Origin of the sequence: Pseudoalteromonas sp. OOF1S-7 (genome assembly GCF_022347765.1) — a bacterium.
Taxonomy (GTDB): domain Bacteria; phylum Pseudomonadota; class Gammaproteobacteria; order Enterobacterales; family Alteromonadaceae; genus Pseudoalteromonas.
Genome location: NZ_JAKRFZ010000009.1, coordinates 92,494 through 115,318, shown reverse-complemented (window position 1 = coordinate 115,318; position 22,825 = coordinate 92,494). Strand labels below are relative to the sequence as shown.

At 50.0% G+C, this 22,825-nt stretch carries 17 protein-coding genes; 7 read left to right on the top strand and 10 right to left on the bottom strand.

The genetic code is table 11. The features are described 5' to 3' along the window. Positions 1-30 precede the first annotated feature (30 nt). Both MHN33_RS14140 and MHN33_RS14135 read right to left on the bottom strand, forming a co-directional pair. Positions 31-1,425: an MFS transporter gene (locus MHN33_RS14140; RefSeq protein ID WP_239398658.1), complete on the bottom strand. Its 1,395-nt coding sequence runs from the start codon at positions 1,423-1,425 to the stop codon at positions 31-33. 143 nt (positions 1,426-1,568) lie between these two features. Further along, positions 1,569-2,576: an MBL fold metallo-hydrolase gene (locus MHN33_RS14135; protein ID WP_239398656.1), complete on the bottom strand. Its 1,008-nt coding sequence runs from the start codon at positions 2,574-2,576 to the stop codon at positions 1,569-1,571. Between the two features lie 175 nt (positions 2,577-2,751). On the opposite strand from MHN33_RS14135, the gene MHN33_RS14130 reads away from it, so the two are divergent. Then, entirely contained in the window at positions 2,752-3,105 is a 354-nt protein-coding gene (locus tag MHN33_RS14130; RefSeq protein ID WP_343224845.1) for a helix-turn-helix domain-containing protein, read from the top strand. 59 nt (positions 3,106-3,164) lie between these two features. On the opposite strand, the gene MHN33_RS14125 is transcribed toward MHN33_RS14130, so the two are convergent. Further along, complete coding sequence (locus MHN33_RS14125; protein WP_239398654.1) at positions 3,165-5,165, bottom strand: S8 family serine peptidase; 2,001 nt, start codon at positions 5,163-5,165, stop codon at positions 3,165-3,167. Between the two features lie 264 nt (positions 5,166-5,429). On the opposite strand from MHN33_RS14125, the gene MHN33_RS14120 reads away from it, so the two are divergent. Further along, on the top strand, positions 5,430-7,949 hold the full coding sequence (locus MHN33_RS14120) for a M1 family aminopeptidase (RefSeq protein ID WP_239398652.1): 2,520 nt from the start codon (positions 5,430-5,432) through the stop codon (positions 7,947-7,949). A gap of 738 nt (positions 7,950-8,687) precedes the next feature. Here MHN33_RS14120 and MHN33_RS14115 read toward each other — a convergent pair. From MHN33_RS14115 to MHN33_RS14100, 4 genes are all read right to left on the bottom strand, one after another. Continuing rightward, entirely contained in the window at positions 8,688-8,999 is a 312-nt protein-coding gene (locus tag MHN33_RS14115) for an AzlD domain-containing protein (RefSeq protein WP_239398650.1), read from the bottom strand. Positions 9,000-9,009: 10 nt separating this feature from the next. After that, positions 9,010-9,702: an AzlC family ABC transporter permease gene (locus MHN33_RS14110; RefSeq protein ID WP_239398648.1), complete on the bottom strand. Its 693-nt coding sequence runs from the start codon at positions 9,700-9,702 to the stop codon at positions 9,010-9,012. Positions 9,703-9,769: 67 nt separating this feature from the next. After that, on the bottom strand, positions 9,770-10,090 hold the full coding sequence (locus MHN33_RS14105; protein WP_239398646.1) for an ATP-binding protein: 321 nt from the start codon (positions 10,088-10,090) through the stop codon (positions 9,770-9,772). 155 nt (positions 10,091-10,245) lie between these two features. After that, on the bottom strand, positions 10,246-11,016 hold the full coding sequence (locus tag MHN33_RS14100; RefSeq protein WP_239398644.1) for a chromosome partitioning protein ParA: 771 nt from the start codon (positions 11,014-11,016) through the stop codon (positions 10,246-10,248). A gap of 99 nt (positions 11,017-11,115) precedes the next feature. On the opposite strand from MHN33_RS14100, the gene MHN33_RS14095 reads away from it, so the two are divergent. The 5 genes from MHN33_RS14095 (at position 11,116) to MHN33_RS14075 (ending at position 17,358) form a co-directional block, all read left to right on the top strand. Further along, on the top strand, positions 11,116-12,015 hold the full coding sequence (locus tag MHN33_RS14095; RefSeq protein ID WP_239398642.1) for a response regulator: 900 nt from the start codon (positions 11,116-11,118) through the stop codon (positions 12,013-12,015). A 232-nt stretch (positions 12,016-12,247) separates the two neighbouring features. Beyond that, complete coding sequence (gene rsgA, locus MHN33_RS14090) at positions 12,248-13,288, top strand: ribosome small subunit-dependent GTPase A (protein ID WP_239398639.1); 1,041 nt, start codon at positions 12,248-12,250, stop codon at positions 13,286-13,288. Positions 13,289-13,462: 174 nt separating this feature from the next. Then, on the top strand, positions 13,463-14,587 hold the full coding sequence (locus tag MHN33_RS14085; RefSeq protein ID WP_239398637.1) for a lactonase family protein: 1,125 nt from the start codon (positions 13,463-13,465) through the stop codon (positions 14,585-14,587). A gap of 339 nt (positions 14,588-14,926) precedes the next feature. Further along, positions 14,927-17,107: a winged helix-turn-helix domain-containing protein gene (locus MHN33_RS14080; protein ID WP_239398635.1), complete on the top strand. Its 2,181-nt coding sequence runs from the start codon at positions 14,927-14,929 to the stop codon at positions 17,105-17,107. A 95-nt stretch (positions 17,108-17,202) separates the two neighbouring features. Continuing rightward, a complete protein-coding gene (locus MHN33_RS14075; RefSeq protein ID WP_239398633.1) occupies positions 17,203-17,358 on the top strand; it encodes a hypothetical protein in 156 nt (51 codons plus the stop codon). Between the two features lie 721 nt (positions 17,359-18,079). Here MHN33_RS14075 and MHN33_RS14070 read toward each other — a convergent pair. The 3 genes from MHN33_RS14070 to MHN33_RS14060 are packed head-to-tail and all read right to left on the bottom strand — an operon-like array spanning position 18,080 to position 22,792. Further along, positions 18,080-19,738 carry an HD domain-containing phosphohydrolase gene (locus tag MHN33_RS14070; protein ID WP_239398631.1) on the bottom strand — a complete coding sequence of 553 codons (1,659 nt, stop codon included), beginning with the start codon at positions 19,736-19,738 and terminating at the stop codon, positions 18,080-18,082. 10 nt (positions 19,739-19,748) lie between these two features. Next, positions 19,749-21,977 carry an adenylate/guanylate cyclase domain-containing protein gene (locus MHN33_RS14065; RefSeq protein WP_239398629.1) on the bottom strand — a complete coding sequence of 743 codons (2,229 nt, stop codon included), beginning with the start codon at positions 21,975-21,977 and terminating at the stop codon, positions 19,749-19,751. After that, positions 21,974-22,792 carry an MBL fold metallo-hydrolase gene (locus tag MHN33_RS14060; RefSeq protein ID WP_239398626.1) on the bottom strand — a complete coding sequence of 273 codons (819 nt, stop codon included), beginning with the start codon at positions 22,790-22,792 and terminating at the stop codon, positions 21,974-21,976. Before MHN33_RS14060 ends, MHN33_RS14065 begins: the two co-directional genes overlap by 4 nt. Positions 22,793-22,825 lie beyond the last annotated feature (33 nt).

Below are 22,825 nucleotides of genomic sequence, written 5' to 3'. Positions count from 1 at the left end.
TAAAAATGGCCTCACGTCGTTAATTGTCTTTTATCGGGCGTCGTGTGGGCGCGCTTCTTTTTGGCCATCATCGCCCCCGGTTGGGCAATCTGGCAGTGTTTCCTCGAAGGGTACCTCATCCGCTTCATGGTCCTGAGGATCATAATCCCGGGGTTGGGTGTCGCCAACCTCATCTTCATCCACAACCAGCATTTGCTCGTGGGCTGTGGTTTCTTCAATCCGCGGATCCATGGTGGCGGCCAGCGGCGAATTAGTCACATCGGACGTACCCACCACGTAATCACTGGGTTCAGGCTGTTCGGCTTTTTGTCGTGAGTTGATGTAAGTGAGCAGGGTAAACATCAGCACAGTGAGCAGGGCTATGGAGGCATACAGGGCCTGGTGTCCAAACTGCGCCATCAACTGAGCATTCATGGCCGACCCCAACGCGGCGCCGCCGCCAAATGCAACCAGCAGGGCCGAGGAAACGCCCACCCGATCTTCATCTTCCACCCGGGAATTAGCCAGTGCAGACGACAGCGGATATAAAGTGAAAGCAAATAAGCCAAAGATAAAACTCAGTACATAGGCGGTTTGCTGAGCCGCAGGCAGCAGACACAGCAACAGGCTGACCACGCCAATGGCCACGGCATTGCTGCGCAGCAGGACACTACGGCGAATTTTGTCGGAGATCACCCCCATTGGCCACTGTGCCAGCAACCCGGCAAAAATAGTGATCGACATAAACAGCGCGATCTCTTCTGCATTGAAGCCCGATGAATGTGCGAAGGTCGGCGCAAGGCCATAAAAGCTGCCATTAATGATCCCGGCAAACAGCACGGCGGTCAGTGACTGAGGAATTTTCTTCATGTATCCGAACAGGCTGACCTGAATGGGTTTGAGCGGTTTGGGGTGGATCCGGCGGGTGGTTGAAATCGGGATGATCCCGACCGACAGCGCCATACAGACCAAAAACAAAGGTGCGTAGCCCAGATCCGGAAAGTGCGACAGTGCATATTGCCCTGCCACCATGCCCAGATAAGAGGTGATCATATAAAATGAGAACACCCGGCCACGGGATTCAGGAGCAGCCTGTTCATTCAGCCAGCTTTCCAGCACCATGTAATTACACATCATCCCGAGCCCGACAAATAAGCGCAGTGCCAGCCACAGATAAATATTATCGCTCACCCCGTGGGCAGCCACACAGGCGGTGACCGCCGCGGTGCTGGCTGCAAAGGTCCGGATGTGCCCCACCGATTTGATCAGGTGATAACCCAGCTTGGAGCCCAGTAACAGGCCCAGGTAATAAAATGAGGTCAGCAAACCTATCCAGAAGGTGGAGACCCCTTGTTTGCCCAGGTACAGTGCCAGGTAGGTGGTCAATAAACCGGTGCCACCGATCAAAAACAGGTTGGTAAAATAGAGCGACGGGAATGATTTCATTTGATTATTATTTATGCGTCAATACAGTCACATAGTAGATGAAGAATGGCGCTTTGACTAGCAAACTTTGGGGCTGGCAGTGGGAGTGTGTACGCTTTATTTCAAGGTCAGCGGGGGCACGGACCCCCGACACACCGGCGGTATTACAGCGCCCGGGCAAACATCGCCCAAAACATCACACGCACGTGCGATTTGGCCACAATATCAAACTCTTCTTCTCTGCCTTTACGGTATTTTTCTGCCATTTTGGCATGGGCAAAGTCAATGATTTCATTGGTGTAGCCAGCGTACCAGCTAAATGGTGATTCGCCCTTAAAGTGCTCGGCGAACTGGGCTTTGGCCAGGCCCGCATGAATAAAGGTTTGCACATCCCGGATATAGTCCTGCACAAATTGTACATCGGCTTTGTAGCCCAGATTACTGTGACCGGTGACCATCACGTCCCAGTCCAGAGTCATCAGGGTATCTATGTCGTTTTTGTAGGCAATGGCGTCTTCAACATTCGAAAAGCTGCGAAATTCCAGCTGATCCGGGTGGACCAGATCGATGGCATGAATGATGGTGCGTCCCTGATCCTGAATTAATAACGCGGTGTTGTCCTGAGTATGGCCGTTAAAGTTGCTAAATGTTTTAAATGTGTGGCCTTCAAACTTAAACGTATCGCCAATGAGCTGAGTGACCGGCGCAGGCGCAGTCACCTTATGGGAATACAGCGCATCGCGTACCTCTGCAGTGGCGTAAATCTCAATGGGGGTATCAGCCAGTGCTTTTTGGATAAGCCGTGAGTCGCCCGCATGATCAGCATGGGCATGGGAATAGACGATGCCACTGAGCGGTTTATCTGTGAACGATTTAATGGCGGCGAGTAATTGCTTGCCTGTGCCGTGCGGGGCATCGATCAGCAGCACACTGTGCTGGCCTACCACTGCCGTGACATTGTAGTTGGCTACGGATATCCAGTACACATTCTGGCTTAGCCGCTGCACTTCATAAGGCTTCACAAAACGTTCGCGGTGACTGCCAGCCACTTTCTGATGGTGCACTGCTATTTCAGTGGCAGAGGCGGGTTTGTAAATAAAATCGGCGGCCTGTGCGGTGGTGGTTAAAAGCATCGCCAGTGCGCCGAATAAAGCATATTTTGATGTGGTCATGAGTGTTTCCTGATCCAGTCGTGTTACGTTTCTCAGGGCCAGTCAGCATAATATGTGCCTTTAAAACTAATAAAAGTATCAAAATGGCCCTTGGTATCTTTTTGAAACTATAGAGTTCAGATATACTCAGTTCAAGTAAGCACCAATTTGTAAGCTAGTATGGCCGGGGTAACCAATGACAAAAAACAACGCGTTACGCACAGAAGAAAATGACATTAATTTAGGTGGCTGTCCGATGACCTCGGTCATGAACGTGATCGGCGGCAAGTGGAAGGTGATCATTCTGTTTCACCTGCGTGACAACACGCTGCGTTTTGGTGAGCTGAAAAAGCGTATTCCCAGGATCACCCAAAAGATGCTGACACAACAGTTGAGAGAGCTGGAAGCCGACGGGTTGGTCTCCCGACAGGTGTATGCAGAAGTACCACCGAGAGTGGAATACACAAGTACCGGGCTATCTGATGAGCTCAGGCCTATCTTGGATATGTTATGTGAATGGGGCCAGCGGCAGCAGCGGCAGAAGCCTTAAAAAAGGCGACACCTCAGTGTCGCCTTTTTGTTTACTCTCAATAAGTTGTCGGAGACGGCTTAATTACAAGCGCCTAAATCAGTCCAGACTTTCCAGGCATTACCCACGTTGGAGTTTTGTGCCGGATTTTTGCCACGGTTCCACCAGTTGCTGTGATATTTGTGGCCATTGTAGGCAACTTCATCACCTGAACGGTATGTTTTGCTGGCCGACCAGGTTTCCAGGCCGCTGCAACCGGTATGGTTGTTGCCATCTGTGACAGAGACTGACTGGGTGACAGTGTGCGTAGCACCGTTATCGTCCGTTACCGTCAGTGAGACCTGATAGCTGCCCGCGTTGGCAAAAGCGTGGGTCACGTTTACACCTGTGGTTGCAAAGCCGTCGATATTCCAGTCATAGGCAACAACCTGGCCATCCGGATCGCGGCTGGCTGTGGCATCAAAACGACAGGCCAGATCGGTGCAGCTAGCTGTAAAGCTGGCTACCGGCTGCTGATTTTCCTGTGTGCCGCTACAACCGTTGGCTGCAATATAATCCGATGCCGCTTTGGCCTGTACTAAGCCATGGCCGTATTCGTGGTCACGACCTGCTGTACCTAAGTCGATGGCAGTGGCATTCAGGGCGTTACGGATATCGACATTGCTACAGCTCGGGTGCTGGCTCCAGACCAGTGCGGCAACTCCGGCTACGTGCGGGCTGGCCATTGATGTGCCTGACTTTTCATCGTAATCCAGAATGGCTTCAAGCTGCACTTCTACCGTGCTGCCAACGGATGACTTAAGGGCAGTTCCGTCCTCCTGAGACAGTGAAATTACCGGAATGGTTACGCCGTGCGCGCCATCACCTAAAGTGCCCCCAAAGGCACCCGGGGCATTGTTAAAGATGATAGCTGCCACACCCCCACCGGCCTGACAATTGGCGGCCTTGTCTTTAAAGGACGCCCCTCCGCGCTCAATTAAACAGATGCTTTGCGTGGCGGCGCAGGTGCTCAGGCCCTGGCCACAATCAACCAGCTCGGCGCTGACTTTGCCTTCAACTGAGTTGGTCATGCCGCGGCCTTTGACAAAGACCCCATTGGCTGTCACGCCAGCTGCAACACCGGTACTGCGCGGTACCGTTGACAACACGTTGGTACCAGGTGCGGCCATCTCGACCTGCGCGTTATACTGAGATGAGCTGTTTTTAACGCGGTTTTCGTCAATATTGGCAACCGATACCACAGTATCATAGCTGGCCGGGTAGCTCAGAGTAGCGTCGCCACCGTTACCGGCTGCCGCTATCAGTAATACGCCTTTGTCATAGGCTGCCTGCAGGCGTTCCTGGAAATACTGACTGGGGCTACCTCCACCCAAACTCATATTGATGACTTTAGCGCCATGTTCAACACAGTTATCGACCGCACGGGCAATACGCGAAGTTAGACCTTGCTTGCCGTCATTATCGAACACCCGCACGTTATGTACGCCAATTTTATCATTCGGCAGCACACCCACTACACCCTGGCCGTTTTTCAATGCCACTATGGTGCCCGCAACATGGGTACCGTGGCCGGAGCCATCCTGATACCAGGTCAGACCGCCCGGCAGATCGGTAAAGCCGGTGGCGTTTTGTGGCAGGTCCGGGTGACCCAGATCATAGCCTGAATCAATCACACAGACCTTAAACAGATCAGCATTGGTGTCTTGCAGAAGCGGTGCCTGAACTTCAGCAAGGCCATACGGTGAGACTTCCGCGCTGATGGTCGATGTGAAAGGCACGTATTCATAGTCTTCTTCAATGTAGGCGTACTGACCAGAGGCTTTGAGCTGAGCAACCTGCTCTGCGGTCAGCTCCATGGTAACCACAGTGCCATTATCGTCGTTTGACAGTACTTCTGCAGCAGGCTCAGCGGCAAAATCCTGCGCAATAGCTGCGCGGGCAAAACGGCTTGTTTGTGGTGCGAAAATGGCTAAATCGCTTTGCTTAAGAATGTACTGTTTGGTTTCCTGTGCGTTGACCGCGGTTGATGACAGTGCTGATAGCGCAATGGCTAACGAGGTAAGCCTGAATGTTTTGTTCATGTTACTTCCTACTGATTATGATGTTGTTAGTTATTGTTTTTGCTGCATCCGCTGCAATGGTGTCCTACTTGTTGTTTATTTTGTACCCCAATGAGGATCAACCTACCGTTTGAATGTGTTGTTTGCAACCTATTGTTAATGTAAGTGACACAAATACGTAAAAATGATGAATAATTCGGGTACAAGCTCATGCTGAGGTGCTTTTATGACGAAATGATTTGGCGTAGTATCAATACATCACACTGAAAGGAATGAATAATAACAATGGCTTATAAATCAGGCGCGGCATCTTTTGTGCTATTGATGGTGCTGTTTGCGCATTCTGTACTGGCTGCAGACTATCGTATCGCAAAGGCACTGTTAGTCTCTCAACAGCAGATAACACTCACCATTACACCGGGCGAGCGCACCTTTAGCGGAGAAACAAAACTAACGTATCAGCTTTCTCAACCTGTTGATTATATTGCTTATCATTCCCTTGGGTTAACGCTTGAACAGGTTGAGCTGGCGTATCAGGACAAACAGGTTTTACTCCCTGTGATCGCCGCGGATGAGTTTGATATTGTGCGCCATGATCTACCTTTTAAGCTCGAAGAAAGCGCTGAGCTGACCATACGCTTCACCGGCTTGGTTGGGAAGCAGGACAGTGTACAGGGGTTATATGAAGTCGGTGGGGGCGATGGTCCACCCACTTTGTTTACCCAGTTTCAGGAGATGGAGGCACGCAGAGTGTTTCCGGCTGTAGACGATCCGGGTATCAAAACTGAGTTCACCCTGACTGTAGATATCCCGGCCGGATTGCAGGCATTGCACAATACGCGCCCGATTGAAACGCTGCAACAGGGCAGCAGGCAGCTGATCCGGTTTGCGCCAACGCCGAAAATCAACACCGATGTGCTGGCACTGGCGGTTGGGGAATTTACTGCCACTAAGCTTGCGGGAGCTGGCGTGCCTGCGACGGCGTATATGCCAAAAAATGTGCGTCAGAGCGTGCCGGCTGAGCTGGGTACCCTGATCCACCAGTCAATCAGTTACCTGTCTGAGCACCTGGATTCATCGTTTCCCTATGACAGGCTCGATTTTTTTATCGCGCCCATAGGCACGCTGGCGGGGATGGAAAATGTCAGCCTGATCGCGCTGAATACCAATCAGCTGCCCGGTACAGATGCCAGCCCAGAGGCGTTATGTCGTTTTCGTAAGTTGATTGCCCATGAAGTGGCACATACCTGGTTTGGCCATAATGTCACCATGCAGTGGTACGACGATTACTGGCTGAATGAATCGTTCAGTGAGTTCTTTGCTGCCAAAGTGGTGATGCATTATTACCCGGACAACGATGCCTGTACCTATACACCTCAGATCAGCGCATTTGACGGTGATAACCACAGTGCCCCGGCTTTGCAGCGAATCGTCAGAGACCGGGCAGATAATGAAGGCATTGGTGGATTGTATTACACCAAAGGCCGGGCGCTGCTGAACATGCTGGAGGCGCATGTAGGTGACGCCACGCTCAAACAGGTGATGCGTCAGTATATCGATGCGCATCAGGGCGGTCATGCAACGACGGCCGACTTTACCGGATTGTTTCCCAAAGCGCTGCGAGTGGATGAGATAGTTGGCTCTTATCTGACTCAGCCGGGCTATCCGCTGATCACGCTAAGCAAACAAAATGACAAGTTAGTGCTGTCACAGCAAAGCTTTCATGGCGATGCAGACAGACGCTGGACGATCCCCTTGCAGCTTAAGCTCTGGGATGGTCATAAAGTCAGGACCCAGCGACTTATCTTGTCCGAAGCGTCGCAGCTATTGCCACAGCCGGGCGCCCAGGATGCTGTGCTGATCGACCCGGCAGGCGTGGGATATTTTCGTCATATCGACCGCTCCGGTCATCCCCGTTTTCCCATAGAGCGGCGCACAATGGCCGACAGACTCGCTGATATGGACAACCAGGAAGCGCTGACCAAAATGGGTCTGCTGGGCTATACCCGGTATATTCAGGGGCTGACCGAGCTGTTGCGCACTCAGCCAGCCGACAGCCTGGAGGCCAGTAAAGCGCTGGATATACTCAAAGATGCGTTTGTGGCACAGATCCCCGCGCATTTGCAGCTTCAGTTTGCGGGTTTTCTGGCGCAGCATTTGCCAATACAGCGCCCGTGGCAGGCGCTGATCACGCAAAGCACAGGTAGCAGCTGGCTTGAGCTCTATGGGATGTATCTTGCAGCACCCGAGGCGATCCGGTTTGCCCGTGAGTATGCAGCCAGCAGACCGCTTGCTCAGCTCCGGCATCGCGCCAGTGTGTTACGGGTCCTGGCCAGAAACAGCACCTACGACGAATATCAGGCCTTATTAAAGTTGTTCAACACAGATAACCGCCCGATACAGGAAGATCTGCTGGATTCGCTGGGATATGTAGCCAATGCACAGCAAGTGTCGCTGTTTTATGACTTTTTGCTCAGTGAGGCCACTCGCAGCTTTGTGATCGATTATCGCTTTCAGTTTCCGGCATTTCAGAGCGCACTGAGGCCGGTTGCAGCCCGGTATATGCAACAGCACAAGGCACAGATCCAGGCGCGGATCCCCGATGACCAGCTACAGTGGTTCCCGTATAACTTTATCACGGGGTGCTCAGAACAAGACCATGCCCTGCTCAAGCGCACGTTTGCCGACTGGCTGACAGTACCCGGGCTGGAAAAGAAACTGGCGATAGTAGGGGCGCATATCCGCGATTGTCACCATGATACCCGCAAAGCCCGAGAAGAGATTGCCGTTATGTCGGACGGCTGAAGCCGGAGCAAGCGCGGAGGTGCATTGGTGGCCTGTGCTTGTTCCGGAGCGCCGGAGGTCAGCGCCCTTGGCCTCTTTTGAATAGCTATTGAAGTCCGGGATGTAATTAGGGTCTTTTTCTGACACAACCCCGAACACGTCCTCGATGGCGTTATGGAATCCCCAGATATCTATGTACTCAGGCTTACCCCCGGCGAGGTAATAGAGCGCTTTTTCGTACCTGAATCTACACCAAAGACTGAGAAAAACTGCACGATAGGGTCATACTTTGTCGCAAAAGTCAGCGAACCATGATGGATCTTACGGTGGTCGGCCTTATAGGTTTCATAATCCTGAGTCGCATGAGCAGCGTCACAAAGTCGCCTGGTAATTTATTAAACAGGCCGTTATCACTGAGTTTCTTGTGAACGCTCTGGTGGAGAATAACCGCCGCGATTCTGCGTGCAGAAAATACCAGCCCAGCACAGCAACATGATGCCAATGCTCTGATCGGCAACCTGATTGTAAAAGCTACCCATATAGGAAAGAAAACAGCAAGCACAAACGCAACGTGCAGTGTTCAGTGCAATTGAAATTGATTTCATTGGAGCGCAAGATGGTATCCAGGATGGTCTTACATTCCTTTCCTTGCACCTGTGAGTTGTTCACTTTTATGGTGAACTTTTTGGCTTCTTTTAAAAAACATATTATCTCCTTTAACTTAATGCTGTGTTTTAAAGTTGCTTCAATAAGTTGTTGTCAGAGCATGGTTTTTAGAGAAAAGAACACCCCCATACTGGCCAGTACAACGAATAGGGTATTTTTTACCAGCAGGCTTAACACGACAGCGATAATACCGGCCAGTAAAAAGGGGTTAGTGATGTCCTCGCTCGACAAAGCCACCTCGCCAAACACAATGGGTGCTGCCATGGCGGTTAAAATGCAGGGTGCTGTAAAACTCAAAAAGCGTTGCAATCTCAGGTTGAGCTTGATGGGCAGCTTTTCCATAAAAAAGGCGTAACGCATGAAAAAGGTGATCAAAGCCATTAACAGGATCAGGTCATAACTCATTGTTGCGCTCCTACAGTGCTTCTTTGTCCAGGCTGTATCCCACAACCATACCGATCAGTGCAGAGAGCAGCAGGGCATTGGGCACATCGAGTTTGTGAAACAGCACCGCACAAAACGCCGATACCAGGACTGCGACTAACACTGGAGATGAGTTGATACTGGGAACTACCATGGCGATAAAGGTTGCGGCAATGGCAAATTCCAGTCCCAGACTTTCGAGGTTGGGAATGCTGGTGCCGGCCACAATGCCCGCCAGCGTAGACAGATTCCAGATGACATAGAAGGTGGCTCCTGAAATCAGCGCATAATCCAGCGGAAAGCGCCCTAGCTCTTTGCGTTTGTTTTCCGTGACCGCAAACATTTCGTCGGTGAGTAAAAAGGCCATAAGCACCTTGTGATGCAGTGGTAGCGCAATGGCGCTGTTACGAAAGGTGGCGGAATACAGCAGGTGGCGTGAACTGATCACTGCTGTACTGCCCAAAATAGTGGCGATCCCACCGCTGGCACCGACTATGGTCAGAGAAGAAAGTTGTGCCGCACCGGCAAACACCAGCAGTGACATTAATTGGGATTGTAAAGGACTTAGCCCCACTTGTATTGCCAGTGAGCCACATAAAATGCCCCAGGGGATCACGGCAATAGACAGGGGGAGAATATCAAAAAATGCGGCCAGCCTGAGTGATCTGGCTGGCTGTGTACTCATCGTTCGCTCCGTGCTCATGGTGTCTACCTAACTTGCTTATGAATGCAACAACCTAAGCGGACCACGATCATGACTGAACGGCTTTATTTCGCTGAGATTGATGATCTTTGCTGTTGTTTTGCGGGAAAATGTACCCTGAGTAGAACCTGGGTGCAACAATCGTTACCCATAAATAAAACGAAATATTTTCAATGTTGCAGTATTTGGATTGTTGTGTTTTTAGAAGTGTGAGCGACTTCGTGTTGGTTTCACTGTGGCACTCTATCGTGCCCTTGAGCTTTTGTGTCACAATATTAAAAACAATGTGCATACCCAGTCCGGTGCCTCCATTGCTGCGCCGGGTAGTATAAAAAGGCTCGAAGACATTGCTGAGGGTGTCTTCACTCATGCCTGCGTGGAGCTAGGGCCAATATACAACACCAATAATGCAACACCCGCAAGCCTGATGAGCTGGTCACGTGTGCTCTGCCAGGTTCAGTGCGCTGAGGGAATACCAGTACGTCCATACTGAGTATGGATAAACCGGCATGCTATGCGCTCTGTTCATTCCGGTTTATTTTGTTTAATGGCTTCAAGGTAGCGGCTTTCCACAAAGTTTTTCTCTTTATTCAAGTGTATTAGTTTTTTTCGGGTCTGCTCCAGTTCCGCTTTCAGAGCGGCGACTTCTGCACCATTGCCGTCGCCCTCGTGTTCCACCGAGAGTTGATCTATCAGCTGATTTTGCTCCTCGATTTGGCGTTTATACTGGTTGAGTAATGTCTGGGTTTGCTGGTCGCTCATGGTATTTGAGGACACATCGGCTTTGTCCTGCCTGAGTTGTTCGAGCTCTTCTTGTAACTGCGTATTGGCCTGACGCAGTGTGTCGGCAGACTGGAACTGATGTTCCAGCTTGGAGCTGACATGACGCAATTTTTTGCCGCTATTGTCGAGTTCTCCTTTGAGGCGCTTGATGAGCTTGTGAGAGCGGATCAGCTTTTTGTTGAGTTCATTAATGGAGCCCTGTTCTTCTTTGGTAATGTGGTCTGCGGTGGACGCCCGGATCTGTGAGAGCTGGTTTTCAAGGGTCAATTGCACTTGCAAGAGTTCTGCAATGGTCTGGCTGTGTTGCTGGGTAAACTGGCTGGCCCGGGCCACCGACTCCCGGCACTGAGCAAGCAGGGGATCGGTGTCTGGTGCACTTTGTTTGTGGTTTAAAAAAGTGCCGGCAAATTGGCGAAACTCTCTTAAAATCAATAATAAAATATAAAACCAGGCCGCCAGGATCAGCAGCCCCACATTCAGTGCCACATATTGGTAAACTTCGAGAGGAAGCATGAGCTGAGATACACCGCTTTGGTTTATCAATGAGATAAGTTTAGTTTTCGTTCAAAATTCTGCCTATACTGAAAAAGAATAATTGCGTTAGGGTAAAGAGTGAAAGTTCTGATCGTTGATGACAGCCATGCGACCTGTGAAATCATCCGGCGGGCCCTGCAACAGTTTGAGTATCGCAAGCTGTTTCTGCGCTGTGCCAGCCGTGTTGATGATGCATTGGCACAGGTAGCCAGCTGGCAGCCACACATCATTCTGACCGACTGGCATATGCCGGATAAAACCGGTATTGAGCTGTTGGAAACACTTCACGTCAGTCACCCGGATCTGCCTGTGGCCATGATCTCAACGGTGGATGATGCAACGCAGATTGATTACGCCACGTCTTTGGGTTGTGCCTTTTTTCTGTCTAAACCTTTCAGTGATGATGCTTTGCGCAGCGCCATTATGCCTTTGGTGTTGGAGCAAGAAGCCAATGAAGTCATCGCTGAAGACGAAGCGGTGCCGCTCAGAGAAGAGCTGGCTTTGCCGAAAACGGATATGCTTGAACGCCTGATGCAGAAAAATATCAGCGATTCACTCGTGTTAAAACCCATCAGAGCGCAGCAACTGGATGAAAGCAAAGTGCCTTGTGTCATGGTCGTCTATGCAGAACGGGGCAGCCAGAGACCGCGGGTCATTGGCGTGTTAGATGTGTACGCGGCTTGTGTGCTGGCCAGTAGCCTGCAAGTGATCCCCGAAGAAGAAGCCCACAAAGCCATTCATTTCAATCAGATTAACCCGGAGATTATGGCGGCGTGCAAAGAGGCGCTGGCTAAAACGGCGTATGCATTTTTGGATAAACAAAGCAAAATGAGCTTATTTGTCAGGAGCTGTACCTTCTTGTATAAAAGTCACCCCAAACTGGAACGTTTATACCAGTACCCCATCGATAGCCGGCTTGATTTAAGCTGCGAGAGAGAGGGGATGGCGCAGGGTAAGATGTTGATTGTGGGAGTGTGATGCCCGTTCTGCTATTTGTATCGCTACATTGACTCTGCGACTCGATCCGATATGATGGACTCAGAATTGACGGAAAAACACCCTGGAGGACATTGATGATAGTAACTAAACCGACCGGGCAGCCTGGCCTTAACTAACCGATTTTGGTCTAGCCAGCACTCCTTTTCGCCCGGTATCTACCGGGGCACTCAGCCCCTTTCTCAGTTATTAACATCATTGTTAAGGGGTCGTCATGACCAATTTTCAGAATCTGGCCAGATTAGGCTGGACACCCTTTTTTCAGCAACAACTCACACTTGAAGAGTGGAGCAACGCAGGTCCTGCACGGGTACTTTCGGTACACCGCTCCTGTATCTCGGTACAAAGCGAAGCGGGGAGCTATTCCCTGGCACTAACACCAGCCATGGACGCACTCACAGTTGGTGACTGGATACTTATGGACAGTCAGCAGCGATATATCCGCTTGCTGGAGCGGCAAAGTTGTTTCAGGCGCAAGGCGCCCGGTACGCACATGGAGTGGCAGTTAATCTCGGCAAATGTCGATACCGCCTTTATTTTGTGCTCACTGAATGAAGACTTTAACCTCAGCAGACTGGAGCGTTACCTGGCTCTGGTAAACAGTTCGAGTGCACAAGCCGTCATCCTGTTGACCAAATCCGATCAGGTTGAATCTGCTGATCAGACGCTCGATGCAGTAAGGCAGCTTGATACCAGTCTGGATGTGCTGGCACTGAACGCGCAAGCGCCGGAGTGTGCTGAACGTCTGTCTCCCTGGCTCACTGAAGGCCAGACCGTGGTACTGCTTGGCTCATCTGGGGTAGGAAAGTCGACACTGACCAATACGCTGATGAAGGCGCAGCATCAGCGGACGGGCAGGATCCGGGAAGATGACGGAAAAGGGCGACATACCACTACGCATCGAACACTGGTGACGCTGCCATCGGGTGGGCTGCTGCTGGATACACCGGGGATGCGGGAATTGCAACTCGGTGGGTGTGATACAGGGATCAGCGCGGCGTTTTCAGATATTGAATTGCTTGCTACGCAATGCCGGTTTAGTGATTGTCAGCACAATCAGGAACCGGAGTGTGCTGTACATCGTGCCATCGCATCCGGCGCACTGACGCAAAGACGGCTTAACAACTATCTTAAATTGAACAGAGAAAATGCGTTTAATACGTCAACCATGGCGCAAAGGCGCGCCAAGGAGAAGTCGTTTGGTAAAATGGTTAAGCAGACAGTGAAGGACAAAGCGCGATTCAAAGACCGCTAGTCTATGTGTCAGGCCATGCCTTTGGCATGGCCTTATATTGATTTAACCTTATATAATCACCTCAACATCAGCCCTGGAAGGAGCACTATGTTATTTGGGATGAGTAATCTAAGGCTTTGCTTTTCAAACTTTTTTATTGTTTGTGGCATAAGCGGCTTTAGTACCGGGTGCGCAATGTTTGATGAGCAAGCGCCGGGCGTTGCTTTGCAACATCGCTATGTAGATAACCAAAACGGCATAGACGGGCTGGATAATGTTCGGCGCCTGCTCTTTGATAATACCCGTCAGGTGCTGTACGCGGTCAGTGCGGATGACGATGCGCTGACCGCTTACCATGTTGCTGATGACCTATCACTGACGATGCTGGACATGATGTCGGGTAATGAAGCGCGTGGAACCCTGGTAGGCGCGTCAGATATGACATTTTCAGGTGCCAATCAGGATATCCAGGTTATCAGTTTCTACAGCGGTGCGGTGGCACAGTTTCGCTTGCAGGAGAATGATTCATTGCGTTTATTGTCTTATTTGACCGATAGCCTAGATATCCAGCGGGTGTTCAGACAAAGCAACCCCATTTCTGCTGAAGAAGACACTCTGGGGCTCTTAGGCCCCTACGCCATTGTGGGAAGTGACACCGGAGCCAGTTACGTGGCCGCCAATGTGTCGCAGGCCCTGGTCAAAGTGACATCAACAAAGGGACGGCTGGACGCAGGCCAAATACTCCGTGCCAGTCAGGTAAAGGCGCTGGCCGGGGCTGTGTCGGTCGCGCTGTCGGAAGACGGAGAGCTGCTCGCCGTTGCTGGCATGCAAGCCAGTCAGATTGCCGTATTTAAAATGAGTGAATCGCAGTCACTCACTGTGCAGCAAATTTTACCTGATGAGAAACACCAGACACAGACAGCGCCGCTGTTTGTGACCTTTGTACCAGGTGCTGAGGATTTGATGGTGGCGACTCAGTCAGGCGTATTCAGGTATGTTCCGGATCCTGCTGGGCGCTTTAAGCTGGCTGCTCAGCTCAACGTTGCGGGCTCCCTGCCACTGGCTGCGGTGACGCGTATGGCATTTTCGCCCGACGGGCAGTGCATGCTGGCACTGTCTGAGTCGACCGATCAAGTCAATATTTTTGCCCGCCAGTCAGGGGGAGACTGGCAATTTGCTGACATAATCGATGTCGAGGGGGGGCAGTCACCAACTTCCGCTGTGTTTTTGACACCTGCTCAGGTGGCAATCAGTTTTGCAAAGAGTGATGCTGTGCATATTTATGCAAATGTTTGTGCTTACTCACATACTAAGAAATAAGTCACAGAGCGTGAGTGCTTGCTATGGAAGCTGGACATAAATAAATAGCTTATTGCGCCTAAAAGCATAAAATTTCTATTTTTGAAATAGTTTGTCATGTTTGTAACAGGTTTTAACGCTTAGAGGGCCGATATTGTTCGGTTTTAGTTGAACTTCGTTTCTTTTCCCTGTTAGTCTAATGCACTGTGACGATTTGACATTGTAAAATATTCTTTTTTTTTGAAATAATACCCCGCCTGAGGTGGTTGTGTTGGCCCTGAGTATATTGCTTATAAACTGGGCCTGGTTGTCTAATCGTCCATCAATGACTGGAAAGTTTGACCACTTTGATTGGATGCCATGCCTTCGTTAAAAGATATTAAACTGACAAAACTCGGAGCATTTGTTCTGGATCTGAGCGATCAGGTTTTATATCGCGATGCCGACGAGGTTGCCATTGAACCTAAGGTGATGGCGTTATTACTGTATCTGTATGAAAATCGCGACAGATACGTGAATATTGAAGAGTTGCACCAGCAGGTCTGGTCAGATCGCATCGTGTCTGACACGGCGGTTCGCAGTGCGGTCAAGAAGCTCAGGCTGATCTTAGATGATAATGATATCGCGAATGCCCGTTATGTGAAGTCGGCTTCCAAGCGTGGTTATAAGTTAGTGTGTGATATTGAGCCCGTTGAATCTGTGCACTCAAAGAGTGTGTCTGCCAGTCCTGCTCCTGTGGCAGATACTCCATCAGAGCCCTTTCCAACGCAAGTGTCGGAACCATCCCCTTCCTCACAACACGTTCTGTCCGAACAGCCATTGGCGGCCCGTCAGCCGCACAGACTGGCATTTAAAGTATTTGTTCTGCTGGCGACATTGATTGCTGTTGTCACAGGCTGGACTAAATATGACGCCATCATCAAGTATGTTTTGGATAGTCAGGTGGCAAACGTCAGCGAGCTCGAACAACTGACGGGGTTCAATGGCGAAAAACATGATTTATCGGTGTCTCAGGATGGTCGATATGTCGCTTTTTCCGGCCGCACGTCTATTGATGAAGACAGGCAAGTTTACTTGCTTGACAGGCAAAACAACAAAGTTCGCCAGCTCACTTATCACGCGAATAATGCGGCGTATGTGCAGTTTGTTCAGAATGATAAGGTCTTAATATACAGTGATTTAAATGGTGGCAAAACGTCTGTGCAGTTATTGCCATTGACCCTGTCCGAGCCCGAATCTGGTCGAATAACTCTCATAGATGGTGTGGTTGCGGTTGGAGATCCTTCCCGTGGTCGACATGCTTCAGAGCTGTTACTACCTATGCTGATTGACCTGGAAAGTGAGATGACACTTTACGCGCTTGACCTGCATACGCGTGAGTACTTACGCATGCTCGCGCCCAGTGATGCAAGTGAAATATTGTTTGATGTAAGTTTGTCACCGGACAAACAAAAGCTGGCACTGATAAAAAAAATCAAAGGCCAGTTCCACATTTTGTTATTTGATTTAACAACAAAAGAAGAAACCTTAATGTACAGCAGTAAGCATACGTTGTACGCCGTTGAATGGAAAGACAATACATCTCTCATGATCATGGCCAAAGGGACGCTTTTCGAGATTGATAGCGTGACCGGGGCACATGTCAGGTTGATCGAAGACAGTGACGTATTATTGCGTGGCTTTGATACTCACGATGGTGTCGATATTGTATTGCTACAAAAAGAATTCAGCCGGGCGAAGCGCCTCTATATTGAACACTTGCTTACGCCTCAGATGGAAGTTCAGCAGATTATCAACACCGCTCCTCAGGTTGTCGCTATGCTGTATGACGCACAATCAGATAAGCACCGGTGGGCGATGAACCTGAAAGATGAGGTCACGACCATAGGGCGGATGGCGATGAGCACCCGAGAGATGGAACCCTACTATAGTACTGATGAGAATGTCGAGCTGCTGGATGTATCCTATCAGGCTGGTGGGGTGTTGTTTAAGGAAGGCCCCAAACTGGCATTTTACTCGTTTAAACACAGCCAGGTTGATTATATTACTTCATCCATGGAGATCAGCAGCGATGCTGCTTTCAGCGCCGACGGACGTGCTATCTATTACGGTGTCAATGTTGCCGGTGAGTGGGAAATACAAAGCTATAATATTGACACCAAAATCAGTAGTCTGCTGATACCCGGGTATCGCTCAATCCGCCCAGCGGGTGCAGGCTATATTGTGGCCGAGCCAATTGATGCACAGCTATTCTATTTGTCTGATCTTGCAGGCCCGGCAAGGGCATTGAATCATCCTATTGATTTCAGATACATCTGTCGCTGGTATGTGCGGGGCGATCATATTATCTGGACTGCATTTGATGATCGTAATACGTACCTGCACAAACTAAACTGGCGGACTGGCTCGCATCACGTTTCTGAAGATCGCTTGTTTGCCCTTTATCCTACTATTGCGACAGATACGAGCGGAGATAAGGTCCTTTCGCTGTCGGTTCAATTAAACGACACCTCTATTGCAACAATCAAAATAGACCACTAAGATGATACCTGAAAGGGGGCCGAATGTTTGGGTCACTTGCTCTTGCTCTGGCCTCTTTATTCGCTCTACTTAATAAAAACAAAAGGATCATTCGTGTGAACAAATTAATCTGTATAACCATCCTGTCTTTTTTCTCAGTTGCCGGGTCTTTTTCTGCGCATGCAGGCGATGGTGGTAGTACCCCAACTAAGCCTATCTGGGTTTGTGGTATTCTGAACTGTGATAAACCGCATGACAAAAATCTACGCTAATCATGTAGACAATTAATTTTGCGATTTCTATTAAAATAAGTCTTTGATATAAAGGCTTATTTTTTTGGTTATAAAAAAGAGATGTCACAGTTGTTTAGAAATTTGAGATAAATTTCTATATTTGCAACCGAGTTAACAACAACCGGACAGGGACTGATGAAAGGTTGTAACGGGGTCTGCACTCTGGCGCCGTGTGCCAGTACTATCAGGGAAGAGGGGTGCCGTGCGACAACGCTTCTTGCAAGGAAAGGAAGAAGTGAGTACCAAACACCAGGGAATGAAAATGCAGTGTTTGGTGTTAGCTCAGTATGTACCCCAGAATTGTTTAGTTGTCTTTCTGGGTGTATGTGTTGCTCTCGATGCAACATGCAGGTGAAACAATAACAATAATAAAAATATCCGGGCCAACACAGGGAGAGCAACAGGAACAGTGTTGGAAGCGCTGAGTGGGTACCTGCCACACGCAGTATCAGTGTCCTGGATTGTTACAAGGAAAGGTCGATGAGCGTCAGGGATTGATTGCCGGCGATGCAGTGGTCCTACTGCCACTGTGTCGCTGGTCCGATTCATCAATAGTATTAACAGGCTAGGTTTGCTGTATAGGGAAGATTGTCTTCCGAACTAAAATAATAACAATAATAATGTCACCATTAAATATAGGGTTGTCAAACAACAAGTCGTCACAGCTACTTGTCAATACTCCGTCATTGGCGTTTGTTTGTCAGCCCTGTTTTTTCTCATAGCCGGGGATTTTTTCGTGGCTCACCTCATCAATTTGGTCAGGTTTTAGGAACTGATTGGCGTACTTCAAATACACTTTTGAATCGACAAAGACATCAAATAAATCCGGATCTATGTGGTCACCGAGCTTCATTTTTCCCATGATGAATAGGCATTCACTGAGCTTTTTAGCCTCTTTATAGGGGCGATCAGCTGCTGTCAGCGCTTCAAAAATATCTGCAATGGCCATGATCCTGGCGGGGATGGACATCTGATCGCGTGTTAGCCCTCTGGGATAACCTGTGCCATCCATTTTTTCATGATGCCCACCAGCAAACTCAGGCACACGACGTAAGTGTTTTGGAAAAGGAAGTGCTTCGAGCATTTCCAGCGTGATGTCCATGTGGCGGTTAATGATCTGACGTTCTTCTGAGGTTAACGTGCCTCGTGCAATATTGAGGTTGTACACTTCGTTGTCGGTCAGTAAGGGGTGTTCTTCTGTGCCGATCCGGACTGAAGTGAGTTCGGCGATACGTTTCACGCGCTGCTGGTCTTCTTCGCGCATAAATTCCCCGCCTACGTTGGCATGACGCAAAAATTGCCGATCTAGCTCTAATTGGGTGAGTTTTTCCTCTAACTCTGCACTAAGCAGGTTAATTTGAGCTTGCTCGCCATCTCGTTCAAAACGGAGTATACGCTTGGTATAGTCGAGCTCGAGATCCCGCTTCGCCAGCTCTATTCTGGCATCTATCAGGGCGATTCTATCATTGACGGACTCTAGTTTAGTCGCTTTATCCATCACATATTCTGGAATGGCTATCTTGCCGCAATCGTGCAGCCAGCCTGCCAGGGACAATTCGGCTCGATCGGCTTCTGTCATTGAAAAGTCGGCCATGGGACCCGAATGTGCATCGTGTACCGCTTCGGCAATCATCATGGTGAGCTCAGGCACCCGACGACAGTGGCCGCCGGTATAGGGTGATTTTTCGTCAATGGCTTTTGCTATCAGCCGGGTGAAGGCTTGGAATAGCGTTTCCATGCCATCAATGAGCTGGCGGTTTGTCAGTGCCACAGCGGCCAGTGCACCAATAGAACAAATCATTTCGGTTTGATGCCCAGAGAACGGGACTATTTCACCCTTACTGTGGGGGTTGATCAACTGCAGCACGCCGTTGAGTTCCTGCTCATGATTGAGTAACGGAATAGTCAGCACGGATTGGGTGTGATAACCGGTTTTTGCATCCATCGCGCGCGCGGCGGACAGGTCGTACTCCCCACATTGATAGACGTCGTCTATCTTGATCACCTCTCGTTTTGCAGCCGCCAGTGCGACCAGGGCACTTTCATTACACTGGCCATTTTCCAGATAGATAGGGATAGGAGGAAAGGGAATTGGCTGATTTGAAGTACCACCCATATGGAGGTCCAAAGGGCCGTTTATCAATGTTGCAAACTGTAATTGCATGTCGTCTGACACTGAGTATATGGTGCCGCCATCAGTGGCGCTGAGTTCCATGGCAGAGAGCAGGATGTTTTCCAGCAATCGGTTGGTGTCATGTTCTGATGCCAGTTCAATGGCCAGCTTGAGCAGATGTTGCAGCGCTACCTGTGAGCCTGCCTGCTCAAACTTATTTGCGATGTTTCGAATATGCTGTTCCATAACTCACCTGCTATTTCGATGTATGGGTGTAGCTGCCATCCCACTGCTCACCGGGCGGATTAGCCTGTAATACAATGATACGCTCGCTCAGAAGCGTGTAAATTTTTCGCTCTGGTGAGTGCTCTTTAAGTTTAGTAAAAGCTGTCAGAGCCTGCTGCCATTGTTGTGATAAATAAAGTGACCAGGCCTGCTTATGAGCTGCCAGTTCATCGTGTAAGTCAGGGGTTAATGCATCCTGACTACAAATTGGCTCATACACAGTCACGGCCTGGTTTTTGCCTTTGACTTTTACCTTGTCAATGGGGCGACATACCAGACCCGGGCACTGAGCATGGGTTGTTTCATTGATCAGGATACCGACACCATAGTATTTGGTCAGACCTTCCAGACGGGATCCCAGATTGACGGCATCGCCGAGCACGGTGTAAGCACGACGGTATTCGGAGCCCATATCACCCACATTCATATCACCGGTATTAAGCCCAATACCAATTTTAAAAGGCGGCAATGACTGCTGACGCATCGGCTCCTGCAGTGCCTCAACCTGGTCCTGCATGGCCATGGCGCAGCGCACCGCCAGTTCCGGGTGGCGTTCAACAGGCAGGGGGGCATTCCAAAATGCCATCACCATGTCACCTACATATTTGTCTATCGTGCCCTGATGCTCAAAGATGATCCGCGTAATGGGTGAAAAGTACTGGTTGAGATAAGACTTGAGCCGGCCCGCGTCGAGGGATTCTGAAATGGTAGTAAATGAGCGAATATCGGCAAATAGCACGGTAATGTCGCGCTTTTCTCCTTCCATAGATACGCTGTCAGGGTTATCCAGCATGGCCTGAATATGAGCAGGCGGGACATACTGATCGAAAATCGACTTGATCTGGAGTCGTTCTTTGTGCTCCCGGACAAATCCCAGGCTACCCAGGATCATGGCCTGGCTGATCAACATAGCCAGAACGGCCACCTGAGGTAAGTCTAGTCTGAGCACTACCCATAAAAAGGCGCTCAACGAGACAAATAACCCGCTCAGGCAGAGTGTAAAAATCGCGATACCGAGTACTTCGAGTGTTGGCAAGATCAGGACACACAGAATTCCCAGTAGCAATAACAGCATAATGACAGCGCCATCCATCCAGTTTGGCCTGCTCGGTAACAACTCAGGAAAAACCAGACCTTCAAGTACGTTTGCATGGACCTCCACACCCGGGTATTGCACTCCGACCGGTGTGGTCCGCAAATCTGCATGACCAACTGCAGACGTTCCAACAAATACGATGGCCTGATCAAACAGTGCTTTATCTATTTTACCACTCAGGACGTCGGCAGCAGAGACATAGGGAAAACTGAAAGCTGGGCCGCGATAAGGTACGGTGACCCGGCCATAGTCATCCGTCGGAATAAGTGCAGTGCCCAGGCGGATCCCCTCCACGCTATGTCCCGTTCCAAAGGGTTTAGCGACCACTTCCACTTGCTCTGCCATGGTGTAGAGCCGCGCGGCTTCCAATGCCAGAGCCGGATAGAGCTGATCCCGGTGCTTGGCCAGCAGCATGGAGTTACGAATAAAGCCATCACTGTCGGGGGCGCTGTTTATAAAGCCACTCCCCGGACTGTTTTGCTGTAATTCGGTTACATTGGCAACATGTCCGGCAAAGGCCGGAACGGGTAAAGCTGATGAAGGAACAGAGCTGAAAAAAATGGTGTCGGGTAAAGTGCCCACCTGGATCTCTGGCTGATGTTCAAACAACAGACCAAGCACGGTATCGGTATCCTGTAAGCGGCTGGCAAATGCCTTGTCGGCATCAATGCTCGGAGCCAGGGTGTGCAATGTACGTGAAACATTTGGTGAGCTCTCAGCATTGAGGTGACTCAGCACCTGATGTGCCGGGTTCAGTTCGGGTTCTGAAAATAAGATATCGTAGGCAATCACAGCCACACCTGCGTTGGCCAGTTGAGACTGCAAGCGTGCCATCACGTGACGGCTCCAGGGAAAACGACCGATTTGCTTCAGACTGGGCTCATCAATATCGACAATTACGATCGGTAAAAAGGAGCGAGACTGCAGGGACAGCGTTGATTTCAGACGCAGATCATAGCCCAGTCCTTCAAGGCGTTTCAGCGCATCACCATAAGGTGAAGCGGGAGATAATGTAAGCAGTTGCACGACAATAAACAGGGCGATAAGGCAGAGGCCGCAAAGCCATTGCTGATAGTACTTACGCCACAGTCGCGGGAGGCTCATGGCAGTGTCAGTCCCTCGCGGGCCAAAATGGTAGTAAATGGCCTGTTCTGGCGCTTAATTTCCGTCGCTATTTGATCCAGTGCAGTGTCACTGCGGTCCGGATCATGGCTGATCAGAACAAGATGCTTAACTGTCCCCTGTTCAGCCAGTAGCAGGGCATCTTTGATCAGCGAATGCCCCCAGCCGTGTTTGAGTGGGTAATCTTCAGGCACAAACTGACCATCGTGGATCAAATAGTCAGCGTCTTTGACAAAATCAACCCACTGCTGGAACGAAGTGACGGGCAAGCCAGGTGGATTAAGTTCATTGTCGGTGGCATACACCACATCCATGCCGTCTGCGGTTATCCGATAGGCACTGCCACCACCGGGGTGGTTCATTGCGCAGCGCTGAATATCAAATTCCCCATAGCGCCAGTGATCCTGCGTCTGCGGCACGACCTGAATGTCCGCTGCTAAGGTGGTGTGCGGTACCGGAAAATAGCTTCCCAACATTTGTTTTAAGATGGCGTCGGGGGCATGCTCTTCCGTGACGCCGGGCACGATAGTGATCTGGCGTTTTGCAATGTATGCAGGAATGAAAAAGGGGAAGCCCTGAATATGATCCCAGTGATTGTGGCTCAGTAAAATGTAAAAAGGCTGGCGGGCGTGCATTAATTCCTGACCCAGCACCCTGAGCCCGGTGCCTGCATCCAGAATGATGCGCTTGCCAGCGTCGCTCTCAAGGGTGACACACACCGTGTTACCACCATAGTAAACGGTTGTTGGACCAGGCGTGGGGGTTGACCCCCGCACACCGTAAAACTTTATTTTCATACCTAACCCTTTGGTGACGAAAAACTTATTTCG

Excerpts from the sequence above, each read along its gene's own strand:
- MHN33_RS14140 (WP_239398658.1), bottom strand. The coding sequence starts at position 1,425 with ATGAAATCATTCCCGTCGCTCTATTTTACCAACCTGTTTTTGATCGGT.
- MHN33_RS14135 (WP_239398656.1), bottom strand. The coding sequence starts at position 2,576 with ATGACCACATCAAAATATGCTTTATTCGGCGCACTGGCGATGCTTTTA.
- MHN33_RS14130 (WP_343224845.1), top strand. The coding sequence starts at position 2,752 with ATGACAAAAAACAACGCGTTACGCACAGAAGAAAATGACATTAATTTA.
- MHN33_RS14125 (WP_239398654.1), bottom strand. The coding sequence starts at position 5,165 with ATGAACAAAACATTCAGGCTTACCTCGTTAGCCATTGCGCTATCAGCA.
- MHN33_RS14120 (WP_239398652.1), top strand. The coding sequence starts at position 5,430 with ATGGCTTATAAATCAGGCGCGGCATCTTTTGTGCTATTGATGGTGCTG.
- MHN33_RS14115 (WP_239398650.1), bottom strand. The coding sequence starts at position 8,999 with ATGAGTTATGACCTGATCCTGTTAATGGCTTTGATCACCTTTTTCATG.
- MHN33_RS14110 (WP_239398648.1), bottom strand. The coding sequence starts at position 9,702 with ATGAGTACACAGCCAGCCAGATCACTCAGGCTGGCCGCATTTTTTGAT.
- MHN33_RS14105 (WP_239398646.1), bottom strand. The coding sequence starts at position 10,090 with ATGAGTGAAGACACCCTCAGCAATGTCTTCGAGCCTTTTTATACTACC.
- MHN33_RS14100 (WP_239398644.1), bottom strand. The coding sequence starts at position 11,016 with ATGCTTCCTCTCGAAGTTTACCAATATGTGGCACTGAATGTGGGGCTG.
- rsgA (WP_239398639.1), top strand. The coding sequence starts at position 12,248 with ATGACCAATTTTCAGAATCTGGCCAGATTAGGCTGGACACCCTTTTTT.
- MHN33_RS14085 (WP_239398637.1), top strand. The coding sequence starts at position 13,463 with ATGTTTGATGAGCAAGCGCCGGGCGTTGCTTTGCAACATCGCTATGTA.
- MHN33_RS14080 (WP_239398635.1), top strand. The coding sequence starts at position 14,927 with ATGCCTTCGTTAAAAGATATTAAACTGACAAAACTCGGAGCATTTGTT.
- MHN33_RS14070 (WP_239398631.1), bottom strand. The coding sequence starts at position 19,738 with ATGGAACAGCATATTCGAAACATCGCAAATAAGTTTGAGCAGGCAGGC.
- MHN33_RS14065 (WP_239398629.1), bottom strand. The coding sequence starts at position 21,977 with ATGAGCCTCCCGCGACTGTGGCGTAAGTACTATCAGCAATGGCTTTGC.
- MHN33_RS14060 (WP_239398626.1), bottom strand. The coding sequence starts at position 22,792 with ATGAAAATAAAGTTTTACGGTGTGCGGGGGTCAACCCCCACGCCTGGT.